Source organism: Microbacterium sp. 2RAF4, assembly GCF_052115285.1.
GTDB lineage: Bacteria > Actinomycetota > Actinomycetes > Actinomycetales > Microbacteriaceae > Microbacterium > Microbacterium oxydans.
Genome location: NZ_JBFRGI010000003.1, coordinates 315,199 through 333,672, shown reverse-complemented (window position 1 = coordinate 333,672; position 18,474 = coordinate 315,199). Strand labels below are relative to the sequence as shown.

The 18,474-nt window shown below is 68.6% G+C and carries 14 protein-coding genes; 10 read left to right on the top strand and 4 right to left on the bottom strand.

The window, feature by feature from the left end; translation table 11 throughout:
* The first annotated feature begins 53 nt into the window (after window positions 1-53).
* On the top strand, window positions 54-1,742 hold the full coding sequence (locus tag AB4070_RS15035; RefSeq protein WP_441980807.1) for an ABC-F family ATP-binding cassette domain-containing protein: 1,689 nt from the start codon (window positions 54-56) through the stop codon (window positions 1,740-1,742).
* A 38-nt stretch (window positions 1,743-1,780) separates the two neighbouring features.
* Here the strand turns inward: AB4070_RS15035 and AB4070_RS15030 are convergent, their stop codons facing one another.
* Window positions 1,781-2,866: an FAD-dependent oxidoreductase gene (locus tag AB4070_RS15030; RefSeq protein ID WP_441980806.1), complete on the bottom strand. Its 1,086-nt coding sequence runs from the start codon at window positions 2,864-2,866 to the stop codon at window positions 1,781-1,783.
* A gap of 73 nt (window positions 2,867-2,939) precedes the next feature.
* Between AB4070_RS15030 and AB4070_RS15025 the strand changes: the two genes are divergently transcribed.
* The 3 genes from AB4070_RS15025 (at window position 2,940) to AB4070_RS15015 (ending at window position 9,732) form a co-directional block, all read left to right on the top strand.
* The gene (locus AB4070_RS15025) at window positions 2,940-4,055 is read left to right on the top strand and encodes a GuaB3 family IMP dehydrogenase-related protein (protein ID WP_282846282.1); all 1,116 of its coding nucleotides are present in this window, start codon (window positions 2,940-2,942) and stop codon (window positions 4,053-4,055) included.
* Between the two features lie 59 nt (window positions 4,056-4,114).
* Window positions 4,115-4,876 carry an SURF1 family protein gene (locus AB4070_RS15020; RefSeq protein ID WP_441980893.1) on the top strand — a complete coding sequence of 254 codons (762 nt, stop codon included), beginning with the start codon at window positions 4,115-4,117 and terminating at the stop codon, window positions 4,874-4,876.
* A gap of 236 nt (window positions 4,877-5,112) precedes the next feature.
* Entirely contained in the window at window positions 5,113-9,732 is a 4,620-nt protein-coding gene (locus AB4070_RS15015; RefSeq protein WP_441980805.1) for an ExeM/NucH family extracellular endonuclease, read from the top strand.
* Between the two features lie 87 nt (window positions 9,733-9,819).
* On the opposite strand, the gene AB4070_RS15010 is transcribed toward AB4070_RS15015, so the two are convergent.
* Window positions 9,820-10,443 carry a glyoxalase gene (locus AB4070_RS15010; RefSeq protein WP_441980804.1) on the bottom strand — a complete coding sequence of 208 codons (624 nt, stop codon included), beginning with the start codon at window positions 10,441-10,443 and terminating at the stop codon, window positions 9,820-9,822.
* Between the two features lie 118 nt (window positions 10,444-10,561).
* Between AB4070_RS15010 and AB4070_RS15005 the strand changes: the two genes are divergently transcribed.
* The 5 genes from AB4070_RS15005 (at window position 10,562) to AB4070_RS14985 (ending at window position 15,963) form a co-directional block, all read left to right on the top strand.
* On the top strand, window positions 10,562-11,074 hold the full coding sequence (locus AB4070_RS15005) for a DUF3817 domain-containing protein (RefSeq protein WP_021198891.1): 513 nt from the start codon (window positions 10,562-10,564) through the stop codon (window positions 11,072-11,074).
* Window positions 11,071-12,657 carry a glutamine-hydrolyzing GMP synthase gene (gene guaA, locus AB4070_RS15000; protein ID WP_441980803.1) on the top strand — a complete coding sequence of 529 codons (1,587 nt, stop codon included), beginning with the start codon at window positions 11,071-11,073 and terminating at the stop codon, window positions 12,655-12,657. Before AB4070_RS15005 ends, guaA begins: the two co-directional genes overlap by 4 nt.
* A gap of 8 nt (window positions 12,658-12,665) precedes the next feature.
* A complete protein-coding gene (locus tag AB4070_RS14995; RefSeq protein WP_441980802.1) occupies window positions 12,666-14,054 on the top strand; it encodes a glycosyltransferase in 1,389 nt (462 codons plus the stop codon).
* A 141-nt stretch (window positions 14,055-14,195) separates the two neighbouring features.
* Window positions 14,196-14,621, top strand: a complete 426-nt coding sequence (locus AB4070_RS14990) for a YciI family protein (RefSeq protein ID WP_441980801.1) — start codon at window positions 14,196-14,198, stop codon at window positions 14,619-14,621.
* Between the two features lie 46 nt (window positions 14,622-14,667).
* Window positions 14,668-15,963 (top strand): RNA polymerase sigma factor, encoded by a 1,296-nt coding sequence (locus AB4070_RS14985; protein ID WP_441980800.1) that lies wholly within the window; start codon window positions 14,668-14,670, stop codon window positions 15,961-15,963.
* A 61-nt stretch (window positions 15,964-16,024) separates the two neighbouring features.
* On the opposite strand, the gene AB4070_RS14980 is transcribed toward AB4070_RS14985, so the two are convergent.
* Complete coding sequence (locus AB4070_RS14980; protein WP_282846064.1) at window positions 16,025-16,297, bottom strand: GlsB/YeaQ/YmgE family stress response membrane protein; 273 nt, start codon at window positions 16,295-16,297, stop codon at window positions 16,025-16,027.
* A 168-nt stretch (window positions 16,298-16,465) separates the two neighbouring features.
* Window positions 16,466-17,386, bottom strand: a complete 921-nt coding sequence (locus tag AB4070_RS14975) for a Bax inhibitor-1/YccA family protein (RefSeq protein ID WP_441980799.1) — start codon at window positions 17,384-17,386, stop codon at window positions 16,466-16,468.
* Between the two features lie 90 nt (window positions 17,387-17,476).
* On the opposite strand from AB4070_RS14975, the gene AB4070_RS14970 reads away from it, so the two are divergent.
* Window positions 17,477-18,463: a glycerophosphodiester phosphodiesterase family protein gene (locus AB4070_RS14970; RefSeq protein WP_441980798.1), complete on the top strand. Its 987-nt coding sequence runs from the start codon at window positions 17,477-17,479 to the stop codon at window positions 18,461-18,463.
* Window positions 18,464-18,474 lie beyond the last annotated feature (11 nt).

Genomic DNA, 18,474 nt, shown 5'->3' with positions numbered 1-18,474 from the left:
GCTGATATCCTGGTCGGCTCGGCATGTGCGGGGCGGAAGGACGGCCACGCACCGTGGGCTTCATCGATGTATCCAGCGTCTCCCTGACGCTTCCAGACGGCAGACCGCTTCTCGACGAGGCGAGCTTCCGGGTCGGCGCCGGCTCGACGAGCGCTCTGATCGGCCCGAACGGCGCCGGCAAGACGACGATGCTGCGCATCATCCGCGGCGATCAGACGGCTGATGACGGCGTCGTGACGATCGACGGCGGACTCGGCGTCATGGACCAGTTCGTCGGCCATGGCGAAGCGGGCGAGACCGTGCACCAACTGCTGGTCCGTGTCGCTCCCCGCCGTATCCGCGTCGCTGCGGAGGCGCTCGAGTCCGCGGAGAACGCGCTGATCGAGCGCGACGAGCACGATACGCAGATGGCCTACGCATCGGCGATCGCCGAGTACGCGGATGCCGGCGGTTACGAGCACGAGACGATCTGGGATCAGTGCACGGTCGCCGCGCTCGGCGTCCCGTTCGAGCGCGCCAGATACCGTGAGCTCACCACGCTCTCCGGCGGCGAGCAGAAGCGCCTCGCGCTCGAGGCCCTGTTGCGCGGACCCGACGAGGTGCTGCTGCTCGACGAGCCGGACAACTACCTCGACGTGCCGACGAAGCGCTGGCTCGAGGATCAGCTGCGGCAGACGTCCAAGACCGTGCTGCTGGTGTCGCACGACCGCGAGCTGCTCGCTCGAGCGGCTGACCGGCTCATCACGCTCGAGCCTGGCGGTGCCGGGGCCACGGCCTGGGTGCACGGCGGTGGCTTCGGCACCTACCATCAGGCTCGCACCGACCGGATGGACCGGCTCGACGAGCTGCGCAGACGGTGGGACGAGCAGCACGAGAAGCTGCGGACCCTGGTGGCCACCCTCAAGGTCAAGGCCTCGGCGAACGACGGCTTCGCCTCGCGCTACCAGGCGGCGCAGACACGCCTGCGCAAGTTCGAGGAGGCGGGTCCGCCGGAGGAGCGTCCGCCGGCCCAGGACTTCGACATGCGCCTGCGCGGCGCGCGCACGGGCAAGCGGGCGGTGGTCGCGCAGCGCCTGGAGCTGACCGGCCTCATGCGGCCCTTCGACGCGGAGGTCTGGTACGGCGACCGGGTGGCCGTGCTCGGGTCGAACGGGTCGGGCAAGTCGCACTTCCTGCGTCTGCTCGCTCGCGGTGGATCCGACCCCGACGCCACGCTCGGTCACGTGACGTCGACGGGTGAGCAGCTCAGTGCTGTCGAACACACCGGATCGGCCGTGCTCGGAGCGAGGGTGGTGCCAGGACTGTTCGCGCAGACGCACGCGCACCCCGAGTTCGTCGGCCGCACGCTGCTCGAGATCCTGCACCGGGGCGACGATCGCCGCGCGGGCATGCCACGCGACGCCGCGAGTTCGGCACTCGACCGCTACGGTCTCGTGCGTCAGGCGCAGCAGAGCTTCGACTCGCTGTCGGGAGGACAGCAGGCGCGGTTCCAGGTGCTCCTTCTGGAGCTCTCCGGGGCGACGCTGCTGCTGCTCGACGAGCCGACCGACAACCTCGACCTGGAATCGGCCGAGGCGCTGGAGCAGGCCCTCGCGCGCTTCGAGGGGACGGTGCTCGCGGTCACGCACGACCGTTGGTTCGCGCGCTCGTTCGATCGGTTCCTGGTGTTCGGGTCGGACGGCGAGGTCTACGAGTCCGACGAGCCCGTGTGGGACGAGAAGCGGGTCGCGCGCTCGCGCTGACGTCCGGTCCCGTGCAGCGGGCTGCGCTCCTGTGCCGCTCAGGGCAGCCGGAAGGGTGCGGCGGCGCGCGCGGCGGGGTCGATCGCGAGGTCGGCGAGGACCCCGCCGACGCCGGGCGCGAACTTGAAGCCGTGACCGGAGAACCCGGCACCCACCACGATCCGGCCGAGGCGATCGAGCACGAAGGCGCTGTCGTCGGTCGAGGTGTACGTGCAGCTGATCGGTTCCGCCGACGCCGGGTCGAGGCCGGGCAGCCACTCCCGCACGTAGTCCGAGAGCGCGCGCTGATGCGTCGGCAGGTGCGGGCGGGCATCGGGATCGACCTCGTCGCCGACACGGTGGAATCCGACTTTCACGCCCTCTCCTGGCGTCGGCATGCCGTACACGGTCGCGGGGTGGGTCCCCGGCTGCACGTAGTGGTTGAACGAGGGCCACGATGCGTCCGTGAGCGGGTGGAAGTGTGCCGGTGTCTCCTCGGTCACGGTGAGGCGCGGCAGGCCGAGGTGCGGAAGAAGAGTCCGCGTCCAGGCTCCCGCCGTCACCACGACGGTCTCGGCACGCAGGCGGACGTCATCGGCGACGCTGACCGTCACGCCGTCCGAGTCCTCCTCGACGCGCTCGACCGGGGTGTTCCAGCGCACCTCTCCACCGCCGACGACGATCCGACGCTCCAACTCCCGCAGCGTCTCGGCGGCGCGCACCACCCCGGCGTCGGACGACCAGAGCACGTCGCCGTCGAAGCGCATCTCCGGCCACCGGGCACCCGCCTCGGCGGGCGAGAAAACGGCACTCGGGATGCCGCGGGTCTCCAGGCCCGACCGCACGGCGGCGATGTCGAGGTCGCCATGGGTCACGAGGCCGTGCAGACGAAGGAGAGACTCGCCGTCGACCGACCCCAGGGCGTCCCACCCCTGACGGGCGCGCACGAGCAGGTCGAGGTAGTGCTCCTCGTCATAGGCGTTGTTGAAGTTGCGGGTCGCGCCGTGCGATGCGCCCTCGCGGTGACCGCGGGCGAATCTCTCCAGCACGACCGGTCTGAGTCCTCGACGCACGAGGGCCCAGGCCGTTGCCAACCCCATGACCCCGCCGCCCACCACGACCACGTCGACATGCTCGATCCTCATGCTGCCTCCCGGTCTCGGCTCCAGTCTCCCAGCACGGGCGGCTCCGGCTGCCGGGTAGGCTGGAGGGGTGACCATGGAGATCGAGCTCGGCCGAGGAAAGCGTGCACGTCGCGCGTACACGTTCGATGACATCGCGGTGGTGCCCTCGCGGCGCACGCGCAACCCGGAGGACGTGTCGACCGCCTGGACGATCGACGCCTTCGGGTTCGAGATCCCGGTGCTGGGTGCGCCGATGGACTCGGTCGTGAGCCCTCAGACGGCGATCATGCTCGGTCAGCTCGGCGGCCTCGGGGTGCTCGACCTCGAGGGGCTCTGGACGCGCTACGAGAACCCCGAGCCGCTGCTGGCGGAGATCGCGGGTCTCGACGAGACCAAGGCGACCGTCCGCATGCAGGAGCTCTACTCGGAGCCGATCAAGCCCGAGCTCATCACCCGTCGCCTTGCCGAGGTCCGCGAGGCCGGCGTCACCGTGGCCGGCTCCCTCACGCCGCAGCGCACACAGGAGTTCTACGACACCGTCGCCGCCGCAGGTGTCGACCTGTTCGTGATCCGGGGGACCACGGTCTCGGCCGAGCACGTGTCGAGCGTCGCCGAGCCGCTGAACCTCAAGAAGTTCATCTACGACCTCGATGTGCCGGTCATCGTGGGAGGAGCTGCGACCTACACCGCTGCCCTCCACCTGATGCGCACGGGTGCAGCGGGCGTGCTCGTCGGCTTCGGCGGAGGAGCGGCATCGACGACGCGTGCCACCCTCGGCATCCACGCCCCGATGGCGACAGCGGTCTCCGACGTCGCCGCTGCGCGCCGCGACTACCTCGACGAGTCCGGTGGGCGCTACGTGCACGTGATCGCCGACGGCGGCGTCGGCACGTCCGGCGACATCGTCAAGGCTCTCGCGATGGGCGCAGACGCCGTCATGCTCGGCGTCGCGCTCGCGCGTGCGACCGATGCTCCAGGACGCGGGTTCCACTGGGGGCCCGAAGCGCATCACCCGAAGCTCCCGCGCGGGCACCGCGTCGAGGTGGGTGGCATCGGCACGCTCGAGGAGATCCTGTACGGACCGGCGCCCGTCGCCGACGGCACCGCCAACCTCATCGGCGCGCTGCGCAAGTCGATGGCGACCACCGGGTACTCCGACCTCAAGGAGTTCCAGCGGGTCGAGGTCGTGCTCGCGCCCTACGAGGCCTGAGGGTCCTGCGCGTCACCGTGACCACTCCTGCACTCTTCCCCCCGACTCTCCGCGAGGTCATGCTCAGGGGACGCTGGATCGGCATGCTCCTGCTCTGCCTCCTGGTGGCCGGGGTCTTCGCCTGGCTCGGTCAGTGGCAGCTGGAACGTGCGATCGAGACCGATCCGCCGGCGCCGGGCGCCACCGAGCAGGTGCAGCAGCTCGAGGATGTGCTCCAGCCGGGGGAGTATCTGCCGGAACCGCTCGTGGGTCAGCGCGTCGAGACCGCGGGCACCTGGGTTCCCGGGGACTTCATCGTCGTGGCGAGCCGTTTCAACGACGACGTCGAGGGGTACTGGGTCACCGGCCAGCTGCGGGTGGCCGACCGGGCGTCCATCGCCGTCGCGGTCGGCTGGGCGCCGGATCTGGAGTCCGCCGACGCGGCTGTCGAAGAGCTCGAGGCCGCGGCGGACGGCTCCGAGGTCGAGATCACCGGGCGCATCATCTCGGACGAGGGCCCCAGGGTGCCTCCGCACGCCGACCCTCAGCGACTGGACCGCATGTCGCCCGCCGCGCTCCTCAGCCGCTGGCACGACATCGAGGAGCTCGACGTCTACCGTCCGTACCTCGCCTCGACGACTGCGACGGCCGGGCTGGTCGACATCTCGTCCCCCGCGCCCGATGAGCTGTCTCCCGTCAACTGGCTCAACGTGTTCTATGCCGTCGAGTGGGCCATCTTCGCCGGTTTCGCGTTCTACCTCTGGTACCGACTGGCGAAGGATGCCTGGGAGCGCGAGGTCGAGGAGTTCGAAGACGGTTCCGGAGAAGGCGCCGACGTCTGATCGGCCGCGCATCCGCGCGCCCCGGCATGCGCAATTGTGTGCTCGCGTGTGTCGGTAGTGACCTTCGTCAGGGGTCCTTCCGGCCATCCGGTGAGCGCTCGATGACGAATCGGAAAACTCCGTTGAGGATGTCCGGACCGCTCCGTATGCTCGCACCATGTGAGCACGCTGGGAGTTTCCCCTGTGTGCCGTGACAGCCCTGAGAAGTGTCGAACCCGACCGAGGAGACAGCACCGATGATGTCCGCTCCAGATGACGAGAACCGCGTGGCTCCCGTCTCGCACCGTAGAAGTCGGGGGCGCATCGGCGCTCTCGCCGTGACCTGCGTCGCCGCGTTGAGCCTCGGCTCGCTGGCCGCGGTTCCCGCCACAGCCGACACGACGGGAACGGGGGTGGTGATCAACGAGGCCTACCTCTCCGGTGGCAGCGCCGGTGCGGCCTTCAAGAACAAGTTCGTCGAGCTGTACAACCCCACCTCGGCTCCGATCACGCTCGACGGGATGTCGCTGCAGTACCGGTCCGCCACAGGGTCGGCCGCCTTCAACGGCGTCGCTCCGCTCACCGGTGTGATCCCCGCCGGCGGCTACTACCTGGTGCAGGGCAACAGCAACGGCGCGAACGGTGCGGAGCTTCCGGCCCCCGATGCCGTCAGCGCTCTGACTCCGAGCGGCACGAACGGTACGCTCGCGCTCGTCGAGGGCACGGCGGCGGTGAGTCTCACGCCCGGTTCGGTCGTGGGCGTCGACGGTGTCGTCGACCTGCTCGGTTACGGCACGTCCAACACGTTCGAGGGCGCGGCGGCCACCGCCCCCGCCGGCAACACCGACGTCAAGTCGCTCAACCGCACCGGCGGTGTCGACACCGACGTCAACAGCGCCGACTTCACGCTCTCCGCCGCCATCACCCCGCAGAACTCGGGCGGCGTCGACCCGGGCCCCGGCCCCGGCACCGATCCGAAGAAGGCGACCATCGCCGAGGTTCAGGGCACGACCGACATCTCGCCGCTGAACGGCCAGACCGTGCAGGTCGAGGGTGTCGTCACCGCCGACTACCGCACCGGCGGCTACAAGGGCATCGTCATCCAGACCCAGGGTTCCGGCGGCGCGACGGATGCGACTCCCGGCGCATCCGACGGCGTGTTCGTCTTCCTGAACGCGCTGACCCCGACCCTCGCGATCGGCGACCTCGTCTCGGTGACGGGTTCCGTGAGCGAGTACTTCGGTCAGACGCAGATCAACCCGGCGGCTGCCGCTGACGTCTCGGTCGTCACCGCCGGCGTCGGAGTTCCCGCCGTCACACCGCTGCCCGCCACGGTGCAGGGCGCTGACCGCGAGCAGTACGAGAACATGTACGTGGCGCCGGAAGGGACCTACCGTCTCGCCTCGAGCCACCAGCTGTTCAACTTCGGAACGCTCTGGCTGAACGCCGGCGACGCGCTCGCGGTGAAGAGCACCGAGACCACACGCCCCGGTGACCAGGCCGCCGCGATCGCTGCGGCGAACCGCGCCAACCGCATCCTGCTCGATGACGGCTGGTCGATCCAGGTCACCAACAACGGCCACCCGGGTGAGCAGCCCTACTTCACGAAGGACACGGTGGTCCGCAACGGCGACACCGTCGACTTCGGCGACAACGGCTACGTACTGCAGTGGGGCTTCAACGACTGGCGTCTGCAGCCGGTCGTCCCCATCGACGACTCCTCGTCCGCCGACCTCAAGGTCGGATTCACGGCGACCAACCCGCGCCCGGCGCAGGCTCCGGAGGTCGGCGGCGACGTCCAGGTCGCGTCGTTCAACGTCTACAACTACTTCACGACTCTGAAGAGCGAGAACTCGAGTGCACGAGGTGCGGCGAACGCGGCGCAGTTCGCGATCCAGAAGTCCAAGATCGTCGCGGCGATCAACGGGCTCGACGCCGACATCGTCTCGCTCATGGAGATCGAGAACTCGGTGAAGCTGGGCAAGCCGATCGATACGGCGCTCAAGGACCTGGTCGCCGGGCTCAACGCCGACGCCGGGAGTGACGTGTGGGGCTATGTTCCCACCCCTGCTGTCCTGAACAACGCGGCGACGACCGACTTCATCACCAACGCGATCATCTACAAGAAGGACGCCGTCAAGCGGGTCGGCGACAGCGTGACCGTCACCGACGAGTCCGTGTGGGGCAACGCCCGCGAGCCGATCGCTCAGGCGTTCGACATCGACGGACGCGTGGTCACGGTGGTGGCGAACCACCTGAAGTCGAAGTCGCCGCCCGAGGGGGCAGGTGCCGAACCGGCCGACGGCCAGGGCTTCTTCAACGCCGACCGTGTGAAGCAGGCGAACGCGATCCTCGCCTTCACCGCTCAGCTGGAAGAGACGACCGGCAGCGGCGACATGCTGCTGATCGGCGACTTCAACGCCTACGGCAAGGAAGACCCGATCGACGTGTTCACGTCCAACGGGTGGAGCGACCTCGTCGCCGACAAGGCATCGGGCCAGTACACGTACTCGTTCGACGGCGAACTCGGATCGCTCGACCACGTGATCGCATCTCCGTCGCTCGCCTCGTCGATCACCGGCGCCGGTGTGTGGGGCATCAACTCGCCCGAGTGGAGCGACCGTGGCTACGCCTTCGGCGCGACCGAGCAGGGCACGCCCTACCGTTCCAGCGACCACGACCCGATCATCGTCGGCGTCTCCTCGGAGATCCCGCCGGTGAGCATCGACGTCGTCACGGTGAACGACTTCCACGGTCGCATCGAGGCCGACGGCGCTGCTGCGGGTGCAGCGGTGCTGGCCGGTGCGGTCAAGCAGTTCCGCGAGGCGAACCCGAACACGATCTTCGCCGGTGCCGGCGACCTGATCGGGGCATCCACGTTCACCTCGTTCATCAACGATGACAACCCCACGATCGACGCTCTCGACGCAGCTGGTCTCGACGTCAGCGCGGCGGGCAACCACGAGTTCGATCAGGGCTGGGCGGACCTCCGCGACCGTGTTCAGGACCGCGCGGACTGGGAGTACATCTCCTCGAACGTGTTCGTCACCGAGACCGGTGAGCCCGCGCTCGCCCCGGCCTGGGTGAAGGAGCTCGACGGCGTGCGCGTCGGATTCGTCGGTGCCGTCACCGAAGACCTCGACTCGCTGGTCTCGCCCGAGGGCATCAAGGATCTCGAGGTCCGCAGCATCGTCGATTCCGTGAACGCGGTGGCCGACGACCTGCGCGACGGCGATGAGTCCAACGGCGAGGCGGATGTCGTCATCCTGCTCGTGCACGAGGGCGCATCCAGCACCGCCGTCTCCAGCATCACCCCGGACTCGCCTCTCGGGGAGATCGTCTACGGGGTCGACGACGATGTGGACGCGATCGTCTCGGCGCACACCCACCTCGCGTACAACCACGTGATCGACGGCCGCCCGGTGGTCTCCGCGGGGCAGTACGGCGAGAACCTGGGCCTGATGAACATCAAGGTGGACCCGAAGACGAAAGACCTGATCTCGATCACCAACGAGATCAAGCCCCTCACCGCCGCGGGCAAGCCGCTGTACCCGGCCGTGCCGGAGGTGCAGGCGATCGTCGACCAGGCGAAGGCCGAGGCCGACGTGCTGGGCGCGGTGAAGGTCGGAGACATCACCGCCGATTTCAACCGTGCGCGTCAGACCAACGGTTCGGAGAACCGCGGTGGCGAGTCCACGATCGGCAACTTCGTCGCGGACGTGCAGAAGTGGTCCACGGGCGCCGATGTGGCGATCATGAACCCGGGTGGTATCCGTGCGAACCTGTCGTACGCCTCGACCGGAGCATCCGACCCCGACGGCAACGTCACCTACCGCGAGGCGGCCACGGTGCAGCCGTTCGCCAACACCCTGGTGACGCTGACCCTCACGGGCGCGCAGCTGAAGGGTGTGCTCGAGGAGCAGTGGCAGCCGACTGGTTCGGCTCGTCCGTTCCTCAAGCTCGGCGTCTCGAAGGGTCTGGTCTACACCTACGACCCCGCCGCGGCGCAGGGTTCGAGGGTCACGTCGATCACGCTCGACGGTGCCCCGCTCGATCCGGCGAAGAACTACACGGTGGCAGCGAACTCGTTCCTCGCGGCGGGTGGAGACAACTTCTCCACCTTCAAGGAGGGAACGGGCAAGCGCGACACCGGCAAGATCGACCTGCAGTCCATGGTCGACTGGTTCGACGCGAACAAGACCGCGAGCCCCGACTACGCCCAGCGCGCCGTCGGAGTCTCTGTCAGCGCGGCGGATGCCGACGGCTACAGCGCGGGCGACCAGGTGACCGTGTCGCTCTCCTCGCTGGCGTTCAGCGCCGGTGAGCCGGCTCCGGGCGAGGTGACGCTGTCGCTCGGCGACACGCAGCTCGCGGCCGGTGCCGTCGACCCGGCGGTCGTCGACACCACGGACGAGGGCGGGCGCGCCAGCCTGACCTTCACGGTTCCGTCCGGCGTCTTCGGCGAGCAGGTGCTCACCGTGAACGTCGCCGGTACCGGAACCACCGTGCAGGTGCCGTTCACGATCACCGGCGAGGAGGAGTTCGCCGGGACGATCGTGCTCGGTTCGTCCAAGGTGACCGCTGGCAAGAATCTCAAGGTCACCGGCGCCGGCTACGTGCCCGGCGAGACCGTGAGCATCGAACTGCGTCCGAAGAAGGGCAAGCCGGTCCAGGTCGGCACCGTCCAGGTCGCCGCAGATGGCACCTTCAGCACGTCGGTCACTGTGCCGAAGAGTGCTCCGTCCGGCAAGTACACCGTCGCCGCATCGCAGGCGGACGGGGACGCGGCGACCGCCACGGTCACCGTGAATCGGGCCGGCGGGATCATCGGCGCGATCCTCGACTGGCTCTGGGAGCTGCTGACCCGGTGGTTCTGACCGGATGACACAGACGAAGGCCGTCGGGAGAGATCCCGGCGGCCTTCGTCGTCTCACCTCCACATCGGACGCTCAGAGCGCCACGTCTCAGGCAGTCACCGCGACCGGAGCCCAGACGAACCCGTCGGGATCGACGGCCGCACCGAGCACGCCGTTGACCGTGATCCGATGCGAGCCTGAGCCTTCCGCCGGAAGCCCCGCATCCTTGGCGAGCGAGGCATGCCGGTACAGGCCGAGACCGATGGGGCTCGCGCCGGTGTCGAACTGCACGTAACTGCGCCCGAAGCTCTTGCCGACCGGGATGCCGCGATCAGCGTAGAAAGTCTTCGATGCGACGACGTCTGCCGCTCCGAGCAGGAGCACGATCTCGTCGACCGTGCGACTCGGAGGAGCGGTGTCCTTCTTCGCCGAGGTGGCGACCTTCCAGATCGCACCGTCGGGTGCCTGAATCGTGCCGCCGACGCCCCAGAGCGACTTCGATACGGGCTTGATCACGGTGGCCCCCGCGGCGATGGCCGCGTCGACGAGCGCGTGCACGTTCGCCGGCTGCGAGACGACGAGCGACAGGGTGTAGCCGCGGAAGCCGGAGGAGGCGGCATCCGCGGTGCGGAACCGCAGGCGATCGCCAAGGTCGAACGCCTCCGTGTAGAAGGAGCGGGCGGCGTCCACATCCGGGACGTCGAGGGTGAGGGAATCGATGGTGGTGTTCATGTCGACGACGCTACGACCGGGACCTTCCGGCCGCTTCTCGATTCCTGACCGATCGTCCCCCTCGCCCGGACGCCGCTGCCCGGATTCGACACGATTTCCCGGCGGCTAGACTGGACGCATGCCCGAACCGAAAGTCGCCAGCTTTCCGGCGATCCGCGGTGCGCTGAAGTTCTACCAGATCGCGTCGATCATCACAGGAGTCATGCTGCTCCTGCTGCTGACCGAGATGGTGCTGAAGTACACGCCGATCCACCTCGAGCTCTTCATGGGCGGCTCCGGAGGTCCGCTCTGGTTCGCCGGGGTGCTCGCCGGGCCCGACTGCCAGTGGTGGTCGCTGTTCGCCCCCATGACGAACTCCTGCGAGATGACCTCGCTGGGTGACGGCTTCAACCTGTCGCTGTTCATCCTCGTCGCACACGGCTGGTTCTATGTCGTGTACCTCTTCGCGTGCTTCCGCATGTGGAGCCTGATGCGCTGGCGCTTCCCGCGTTTCATCCTGCTCGCCCTCGGCGGCGTCGTACCGCTGCTGTCGTTCTTCATGGAGGCGGTCGTCGCCCGTGAAGTCAAGACCTATCTCGCCACCAGGGAGGCCGCCGAGGCCTCCGCACCCGCCCCGGAAGGTGTCCGTTGACCGAACAGTCCGAGACCCAGCAGCGTCCTGCGCTCGTCGTCGACTTCGGCGCGCAGTACGCGCAGCTGATCGCCCGTCGCGTCCGTGAGGCGGGCGTGTACAGCGAGATCGTGCCGCACACCGCCACGGCAGAGGAGATCGCCGCCAAGAACCCGGTCGCGATCATCCTCTCCGGCGGACCGTCGTCGGTGTACGAGGAGGGTGCCCCCAAGCTCGACCCCGCGGTCTTCGACCTCGGTGTCCCGACTCTCGGCATCTGTTACGGCTTCCAGTACATGGCCCAGACGCTGGGTGGCGAGGTCGCGAACACCGGGCTGCGCGAGTACGGCGCGACGGATGCCGTCATCAGCGGTGACGGCGGAACGCTGCTGGGTGGCCAGCCCACGCAGCAGAACGTCTGGATGAGCCACGGCGACCAGGTGGCCAAGGCCCCCGACGGCTTCGAGGTGCTCGCGACGACGGAAGCGACCAAGGTCGCCGCGTTCGCGAACCCCGAGCGCGGCTTCTACGGGGTGCAGTGGCACCCCGAGGTCAAGCACTCCGACCACGGTCAGCAGGTCCTGGAGAACTTCCTCCACAAGGGGGCCGGACTCGCCTCGGACTGGAACAGCGGCAACGTGATCGCCGAGCAGATCGAGCGCATCCGCGAGCAGGTGGGTGACGCCCGCGTCATCTCCGCGCTCTCCGGTGGCGTCGATTCCGCGGTCTCAACCGCTCTCGTGCACAAGGCCATCGGCGACCAGCTCACGGCCGTCTTCGTCGACCACGGGCTCCTCCGCAAGGGCGAGCGCGAGCAGGTCGAGAAGGACTACGTGGAGTCCACCGGCGTGCGCCTCATCACGGTCGACGCAGCCGACACCTTCCTCGGTCACCTTCAGGGTGTGACCGACCCCGAGGAGAAGCGCAAGATCATCGGCCGCGAGTTCATCCGCGCGTTCGAGAAGGTGCAGCTCGACCTCGTGGCCGAGGCCAAGGCCTCGGGCGGCGCTCCGGTGAAGTTCCTCGTGCAGGGCACGCTCTACCCCGACGTCGTCGAGTCGGGCGGCGGTGCGGGCACCGCGAACATCAAGTCGCACCACAACGTGGGCGGTCTCCCGGACGACCTCGACTTCGAGCTCATCGAGCCGCTGCGCGCCCTGTTCAAGGACGAGGTCCGTGCGATCGGCCGCGAGCTCGGCATCCCCGAGGCGATCGTCGGACGCCAGCCGTTTCCGGGGCCCGGCCTCGGTATCAGGATCATCGGTGAGGTCACCGCTGACCGTCTCGAGATTCTGCGTGAGGCCGACGCCATCGCCCGCGAAGAGCTGACCAAGGCCGGCCTCGACCAGGAGATCTGGCAGTGCCCGGTCGTGCTGCTCGCCGACGTGCGCTCCGTGGGCGTGCAGGGTGACGGCCGCACCTACGGCCACCCGATCGTGCTGCGTCCGGTGTCGAGCGAAGACGCCATGACCGCCGACTGGACGCGCCTGCCGTACGACGTGCTGTCGAAGATCTCGAACCGCATCACGAACGGCGTCCGCGACGTCAACCGCGTCGTGCTCGACGTCACGTCGAAGCCGCCGGGGACGATCGAGTGGGAGTAGGGAGCGCGATGCTCCCCGACGCGGCGCCGGCACTTCCCGACGCCGAGTACCTGGTGCTGTCCAGCCGGCTGATCCCCGGCATGGACGGCGGGTACACGATCGCGACGCTGGCCCGTGCCCGCCAGCTCGCGAGCGCCGGTGTCGCCGACGGATCGGGCCCGCAGCTGCTCACGTTCGACCCGGGAACCGCGGCCGACCATGCCACGCACCGGCAGACGTTCGTGGAACAGGGTGCGCTCGTCGACTCCTCGCGGATGCGCAACCTGTTCGACGAGGCCACGGCTTCCGGCGGGGGAGCGGTCGGTTGGCTGCGAGCGGCCGCCGACCCCGCGGTGAGCGCCGATCCCGATGTGGAGTACCGCGTGCTCACGGATGCCGAGGGGCGTCCGTTCGCGGCGCTGCCGGTGATCCCGGGCAACCCGGACTGGCACCTGAGTGAGGAGCCCGTGCTCGTCTACGACGCCGCGGGCCAGGTGACGGGAGCGCTGCACGGTTTCCGCGGCCTCTACCGTGCCTGGCTCGACCACGTGACCGCGGCGTTCGGCGACCGTCGGATCATCGTGATCTGCGAATCCAGGCAGCTCGGCGAGCTCATCGCGGACTGGCCCGACCCGCGCGTGCGCATCCTGCACACGATCCACACCATGCACGTGGAGGCGCCGTACACGCCTGATGCCCCGATGAACACGCTCTGGACGCGTTGGTTCCGGCTCGCCGACCGGTTCGACGCCGTGATCTGGCCGACCGCCACGCAGCGCGATGACGTCGTGTCGCGCTTCGGTGCGTCGGCTACGCACGTCCTTGTGCCGAATCCCATCGCCCCGGTCGACCGTCGCGACGACCTGCGCGAAGAAGGCCTTGTGGTCGTGCTGGGGCGCCTCGCTCCCGGAAAACGCGTCGATCAGGCGATCCGCGCCTTCCTCGCCGCCGACGTGCCTGGCACCCGCATGGAGATCTGGGGCGGCGGTCCGGAGGAGGAGCGGCTGCGCGCGTTGATCGCGGAGCTCGATGCGGGAGATCGCGTGCTCCTCGCCGGCTACACGGATTCACCGGGAACCGTGCTCGATCGCGCATCGATGATCGTCACCGCGACCGCTTTCGAGGGGCAGCCGCTGTCGATCGTCGAGGCGCTCCTGCACGGCGCCCCCGTGGTGTCCTACGACGCCCGGTACGGTATCCGCGATGTCCTGGAACAGGGCGGTGGCGTCCTGGTCCCGAGCGGTGACGTCGAGGCGCTGGGAGAGGCGATCCGCGCACTGCTCACAGACCCCGATCGACTCGCGGCACTGAGTGCCGAAGCTCCGTCGGTCGCGGCCGCGTGGAGCCCGCAGCGCTCGCTCGACGCCCTCACGGCAGTCATCGCCGAAGCCGCCTCGCGCCCGTCCCGTCGCGCCTGACTTCCCCGACACCAGACCCTCTCCCGTCGCTCGGACAGAACTTCTCGGAAAGAATTCCGGAACGATGTCGATCTGCGGCGTTCCCGTTCGACGTCCTAGATGAGAGGGTCGAGAGACGGCCCCTCGAACAAGGAGAACATCATGAAGTTCATGCTCATCATGCGCGCGACCGACGAGGCCGTGGAGGCGTACAAGGAGATGCCCTTCGACCAGGTCATCGAGGCCATGGGCACGTACAACGAATCCATGATCAAGGCCGGCGTGCTCGTGGCCGGTGAGGGTCTGACCGACGCGGCCGAGGGCTTCGTCGTCGACTTCAGCACCGAGAAGCCGCTCATCACGGACGGCCCCTACGGCGAGACCAAGGAGCTCTTCAACGGCTTCTGGATCATCGAGGTCCCCACGCGCGAGGAGGCGGCGGAGTGGGCGAGCCGGGCTCCCCTCGGACGGGGGTCGTACCTCGAGGTGCGTCGTGTGACCGGCGTCGAGGACTTCCCCGCAGACAACGAGTGGATCCAGAAGGAAGCGGGCTGGCGCGAGGAAGCAGAGCAGCGCGCACAGCAGTGACGGACGAGCAGCAGTGACGACGAGCAGCAGTGACGGACGAGCAGCGATGACGCCTCCCGCGCACAGCGAGACGGCGCGCTCTGCACCCGATCCCGGGTCGGCGGAGCGCGCCGTCGCCGCCGTGTGGCGCATCGAGTCGGCGCGTATCGTCGGCTCGCTCACCCGGACGGTGGGTGACTTCGGACTCGCGGAGGACCTGGCCCAGGAAGCGCTGGTCGATGCGTTGCAGCAGTGGCCGGTCGAGGGGGTTCCGCGCAATGCCGGTGCGTGGCTGACGGCGGTCGCGAAGCGCAAGGCCATCGACCGGTGGCGTCGCCAGGAACGACTCGACGACAGGGTGGCCCTGCTCGCGCATGACCTGGAGCGGGAACAGGCGGAGGGCGGCGACCTGCTGTGGGACCCGGATGCTGTGGATGACGACGTACTGCGACTGATCTTCATCTCCTGCCACCCGGTCCTCGCCAAGGAGGCTCAGGTCGCTCTGACGCTGCGTGTCGTCGGCGGGCTGTCGAGTGAGGAGATCGCCCGTGCGTTCCTGGTGCCGACGGCGACCGTGCAGCAGCGCATCGTCCGCGCGAAGAAGACGCTCGCCGCCGCGAACGCTCCGTTCGAAGTGCCGCCCCGAGAGGAGCGCGCTCAGCGCATCGGTGCGATCCTCGGAGTGCTGTATCTGATCTTCAACGAGGCGCACGCCGCGAGCAGTGGGCCGGAATGGATGCGCCCTGAGCTGAGCGATGAGGCCATCCGCCTCGGCCGGGTGCTCGCCGCTCTCATGCCGCAGGAGCCCGAGGTGCACGGTCTGCTGGCCCTGATGGAGCTCACCTCGGCCCGGTTCGCCGCCCGGGTAGATCGTGACGGGAACCCCGTGCTGCTGGCCGATCAGGATCGCGGGCGCTGGGACCGGGGTCGTATCGCGCGGGGTCGGGCTTCTCTCGTCACTGCCGATGCGCTCGGCCGTGGCCGGGGGACGTATTGCCTGCAGGCGGCGATCGCGGAGTGCCATGCCGTGGCAGCGTCGGTCGATGAGACGGACTGGGATCGGATCGTCCTGCTGTACGAGGCGCTGGGCCGCATCTCCCCGTCACCGGTGGTGGAGCTCAATCGAGCGGCGGCCGTCGCGATGGCAACGGGCCCTGCGTCCGCGCTGCGCATCATCGACGAGCTGGCATGCTCCGGGGTGCTGCGCGGCTACCATCTGCTGCCGGCCACTCGGGGAGAGCTGCTGCGTCGACTCGGTCGCGAGGACGAGGCCCGCGGTGAGTTCGCCACCGCGGCGGCGCTCGCCGGCAACGATCGGGAGCGCGTACTGCTCGAGCGCAAGGCGCAGGGCGCACAGAAATGACCCGCCCCCTTCGGTAGCGTGATGCTGCCGAAGGGGGCGGGCGTCTGGATCCGGGGGATCGTCAGTCGTTGACCTTCTGGCCACGGCCCACGATCAGGCCGTAGATCAGCAGGACGATGATCGAGCCGCCGATGGCGAGGAGCCACGTGCCCAGGTCCCAGAACTCGGTCAGCGGACGGTTGAGGATCAGGCTGCCGAGCCAGCCGCCGAGCAGCGCGCCGACGACGCCGAGAAGCAGCGTGATGAACCAGCCGCCGCCCTGCTTGCCGGGAAGGATCAGCTTGGCGATGGCACCGGCGATGAGGCCGAGAAGAAGAAAGCCGAGAAAACTCATGGTCAGCTCCTGTGATCGGGAGCCCCGGGGTGCCGGGGCTTCTTGTCCTCAAGCCTGCCGAATCCACGATCGGAGTGCCAACCCCTTGCGCGCGCACCCCCGGATATGCCAGGAGGCCCGCCTCCCTTGCGGGAGACGGGCCTCTGCGACTGTGGCGACGCGGTCGCGTCAGTTGTTTCCGCGGGCGATCGCGATGATGCGCAGGATCTCGACGTAGAGCCAGACGACCGTGACCATGATGCCGAAGGCACCGAGCCAGCCGTACTTGCGGGGAGCGCCGTTGCGGACGCCCTGCTGGATCTGGTCGAAGTCGAGCACCAGCGAGTACGCGGCCATGATCACGACGAGCACTCCGATGATGAGACCGAGCGGGATGCCGAAGATCTCGGCGCTGAACAGACCGAACGCGTTGGTGTTCACACCGGTCCACATGAGGACGAGGTTCAGCAGCGAGAAGACCAGGTATCCGATCATCGCGATCATGAAGATCTTGGTCGCCTTCTTCGACGCGCGGATCTTGCCGCTTGCGAAGAGCGCGAGGGTCACACCGACGACCGAGACGGTCGCGAGCGTCGCCTGGAAGACGATGCCGGGCCACTGCACCTCGAAGAACGCCGAGATGCCACCGATGAAGAGACCCTCGAAGGCCGCGTAGGCGAAGATCAGCGCGGGGCGCACCTTCTTGCGCGACGTGAAGGTGATGACCATGGCGAGCACGAAGCCGCCGAGTGCTCCGATGGCCCACGGCAGCACGTTGACGGCGGCGGGGTTGTAGGGGTTGTAGCGGGGGACGTCGAGTCCGCCGAGCGTCAGCACCCAGCCGATCGCGGCGGTGACGAGCAGGATGCCGAACAGGCCGGCGGTCTTCCAGACCGTGTCCTCGACCGACATGCGGTCGGTCTCGATGGCGCCGGCGGGCGGTGCCGCGTACATGCCCTCGAGCTGTGCGTTGGCCGCAGCGTCCATCGCCCCGTGCTGGAGCGAGGCGCTCTGCGCGCCCTGGGCAGCCTGAGGTCCGCCCGGGTACGTCGCGACGTTGCGCGGGTCCTGCTGCTGGAAAGCAGGGTTGTTGAAAGCGAAGTTGCTCATTGGTGGGCCTCACTCCAAAGGGGGGTAGTAGGTCTCTTCCCTCCACGATACTCGGCAGGGGACGCCCCCGGGGTGTTCTACGCTGAGAGCGTGCCCAGGAATTCCCCCCTCGTCATCGGGCACCGCGGTGCGCCCGGCTACCGTCCGGAGCACAGCCGCTCCTCCTACGAGCTCGCCCTCGCCATGGGGGTGGACGCGGTCGAGCCCGACATCGTGGCGACGAAGGACGGTGTGCTCATCGTGCGTCACGAGAACGAGATCTCGGGCACGACCGATGTGGCGGACCATCCGGAGTTCGCCGACCGCAAGACGACCAAGCGCGTCGATGGAAACGCGCAGACCGGCTGGTTCACCGAGGACTTCACCTGGGCGGAGCTGTCGACCCTGCGTATCCGGGAGCGCCTGCCGGAGGTGCGGGCCTCGAGTGCGAGTTTCGACGGCGCCCAGCAGATCCTGCGACTGCGCGACGTGCTCGACATCGTGCGTGAGGGTTCGGAGGAGCACGGGCGCGAGATCGGCGTGGTGCTCGAGGTCAAGCACGCCACGTACTTCGCGAGCATCGGCCTCGAGCTCGCCCCGCTCATCGACCTCGAGCTGCGCGACGCCGGATGGGCCGAGGGCGAGCTGCCCCTGGTGATCGAGTGCTTCGAATCGACCGTGCTCGGGCAGCTGCGCGAGCACGGGATCTCGGCCTCGTACATCTACCTGATCGAGGCATCGGGGCGTCCTTACGACCTCCTGGTGGCGGAGGGCAAGCGTGCTCTCACCTACAAGGAGACGGTCGCGCCGAAGGGGCTCGACGCTCTCGTCGGTCGGGTGGACGGCATCAGCGTGAGCAAGAAGATGCTGCTCGACCGTGGCAACACGATCGTCGCGGATGCGCACGAACGTGGTCTGCAGGTCTTCACCTGGACGTGTCGGCCGGAGAATGCCTTCCTCGCGTCGGAGTTCCGAGGACCGGGCGGCCGCGGGGAGTTCGGAGACTACGAGGCGGAGTGGGGTGTCCTGGCCCGTCAGGGCATCGACGGGGTGTTCGTCGACCATCCGGATCTGGGCGTCGCCTTCTTCCGCGGTTGAATCGTCCCTGA

Excerpts from the sequence above, each read along its gene's own strand:
- AB4070_RS15030 (WP_441980806.1), bottom strand. The coding sequence starts at position 2,866 with ATGAGGATCGAGCATGTCGACGTGGTCGTGGTGGGCGGCGGGGTCATG.
- AB4070_RS15025 (WP_282846282.1), top strand. The coding sequence starts at position 2,940 with ATGGAGATCGAGCTCGGCCGAGGAAAGCGTGCACGTCGCGCGTACACG.
- AB4070_RS15020 (WP_441980893.1), top strand. The coding sequence starts at position 4,115 with ATGCTCAGGGGACGCTGGATCGGCATGCTCCTGCTCTGCCTCCTGGTG.
- AB4070_RS15015 (WP_441980805.1), top strand. The coding sequence starts at position 5,113 with ATGATGTCCGCTCCAGATGACGAGAACCGCGTGGCTCCCGTCTCGCAC.
- AB4070_RS15010 (WP_441980804.1), bottom strand. The coding sequence starts at position 10,443 with ATGAACACCACCATCGATTCCCTCACCCTCGACGTCCCGGATGTGGAC.
- AB4070_RS15005 (WP_021198891.1), top strand. The coding sequence starts at position 10,562 with ATGCCCGAACCGAAAGTCGCCAGCTTTCCGGCGATCCGCGGTGCGCTG.
- AB4070_RS14995 (WP_441980802.1), top strand. The coding sequence starts at position 12,666 with ATGCTCCCCGACGCGGCGCCGGCACTTCCCGACGCCGAGTACCTGGTG.
- AB4070_RS14990 (WP_441980801.1), top strand. The coding sequence starts at position 14,196 with ATGAAGTTCATGCTCATCATGCGCGCGACCGACGAGGCCGTGGAGGCG.
- AB4070_RS14985 (WP_441980800.1), top strand. The coding sequence starts at position 14,668 with ATGACGCCTCCCGCGCACAGCGAGACGGCGCGCTCTGCACCCGATCCC.
- AB4070_RS14980 (WP_282846064.1), bottom strand. The coding sequence starts at position 16,297 with ATGAGTTTTCTCGGCTTTCTTCTTCTCGGCCTCATCGCCGGTGCCATC.
- AB4070_RS14975 (WP_441980799.1), bottom strand. The coding sequence starts at position 17,386 with ATGAGCAACTTCGCTTTCAACAACCCTGCTTTCCAGCAGCAGGACCCG.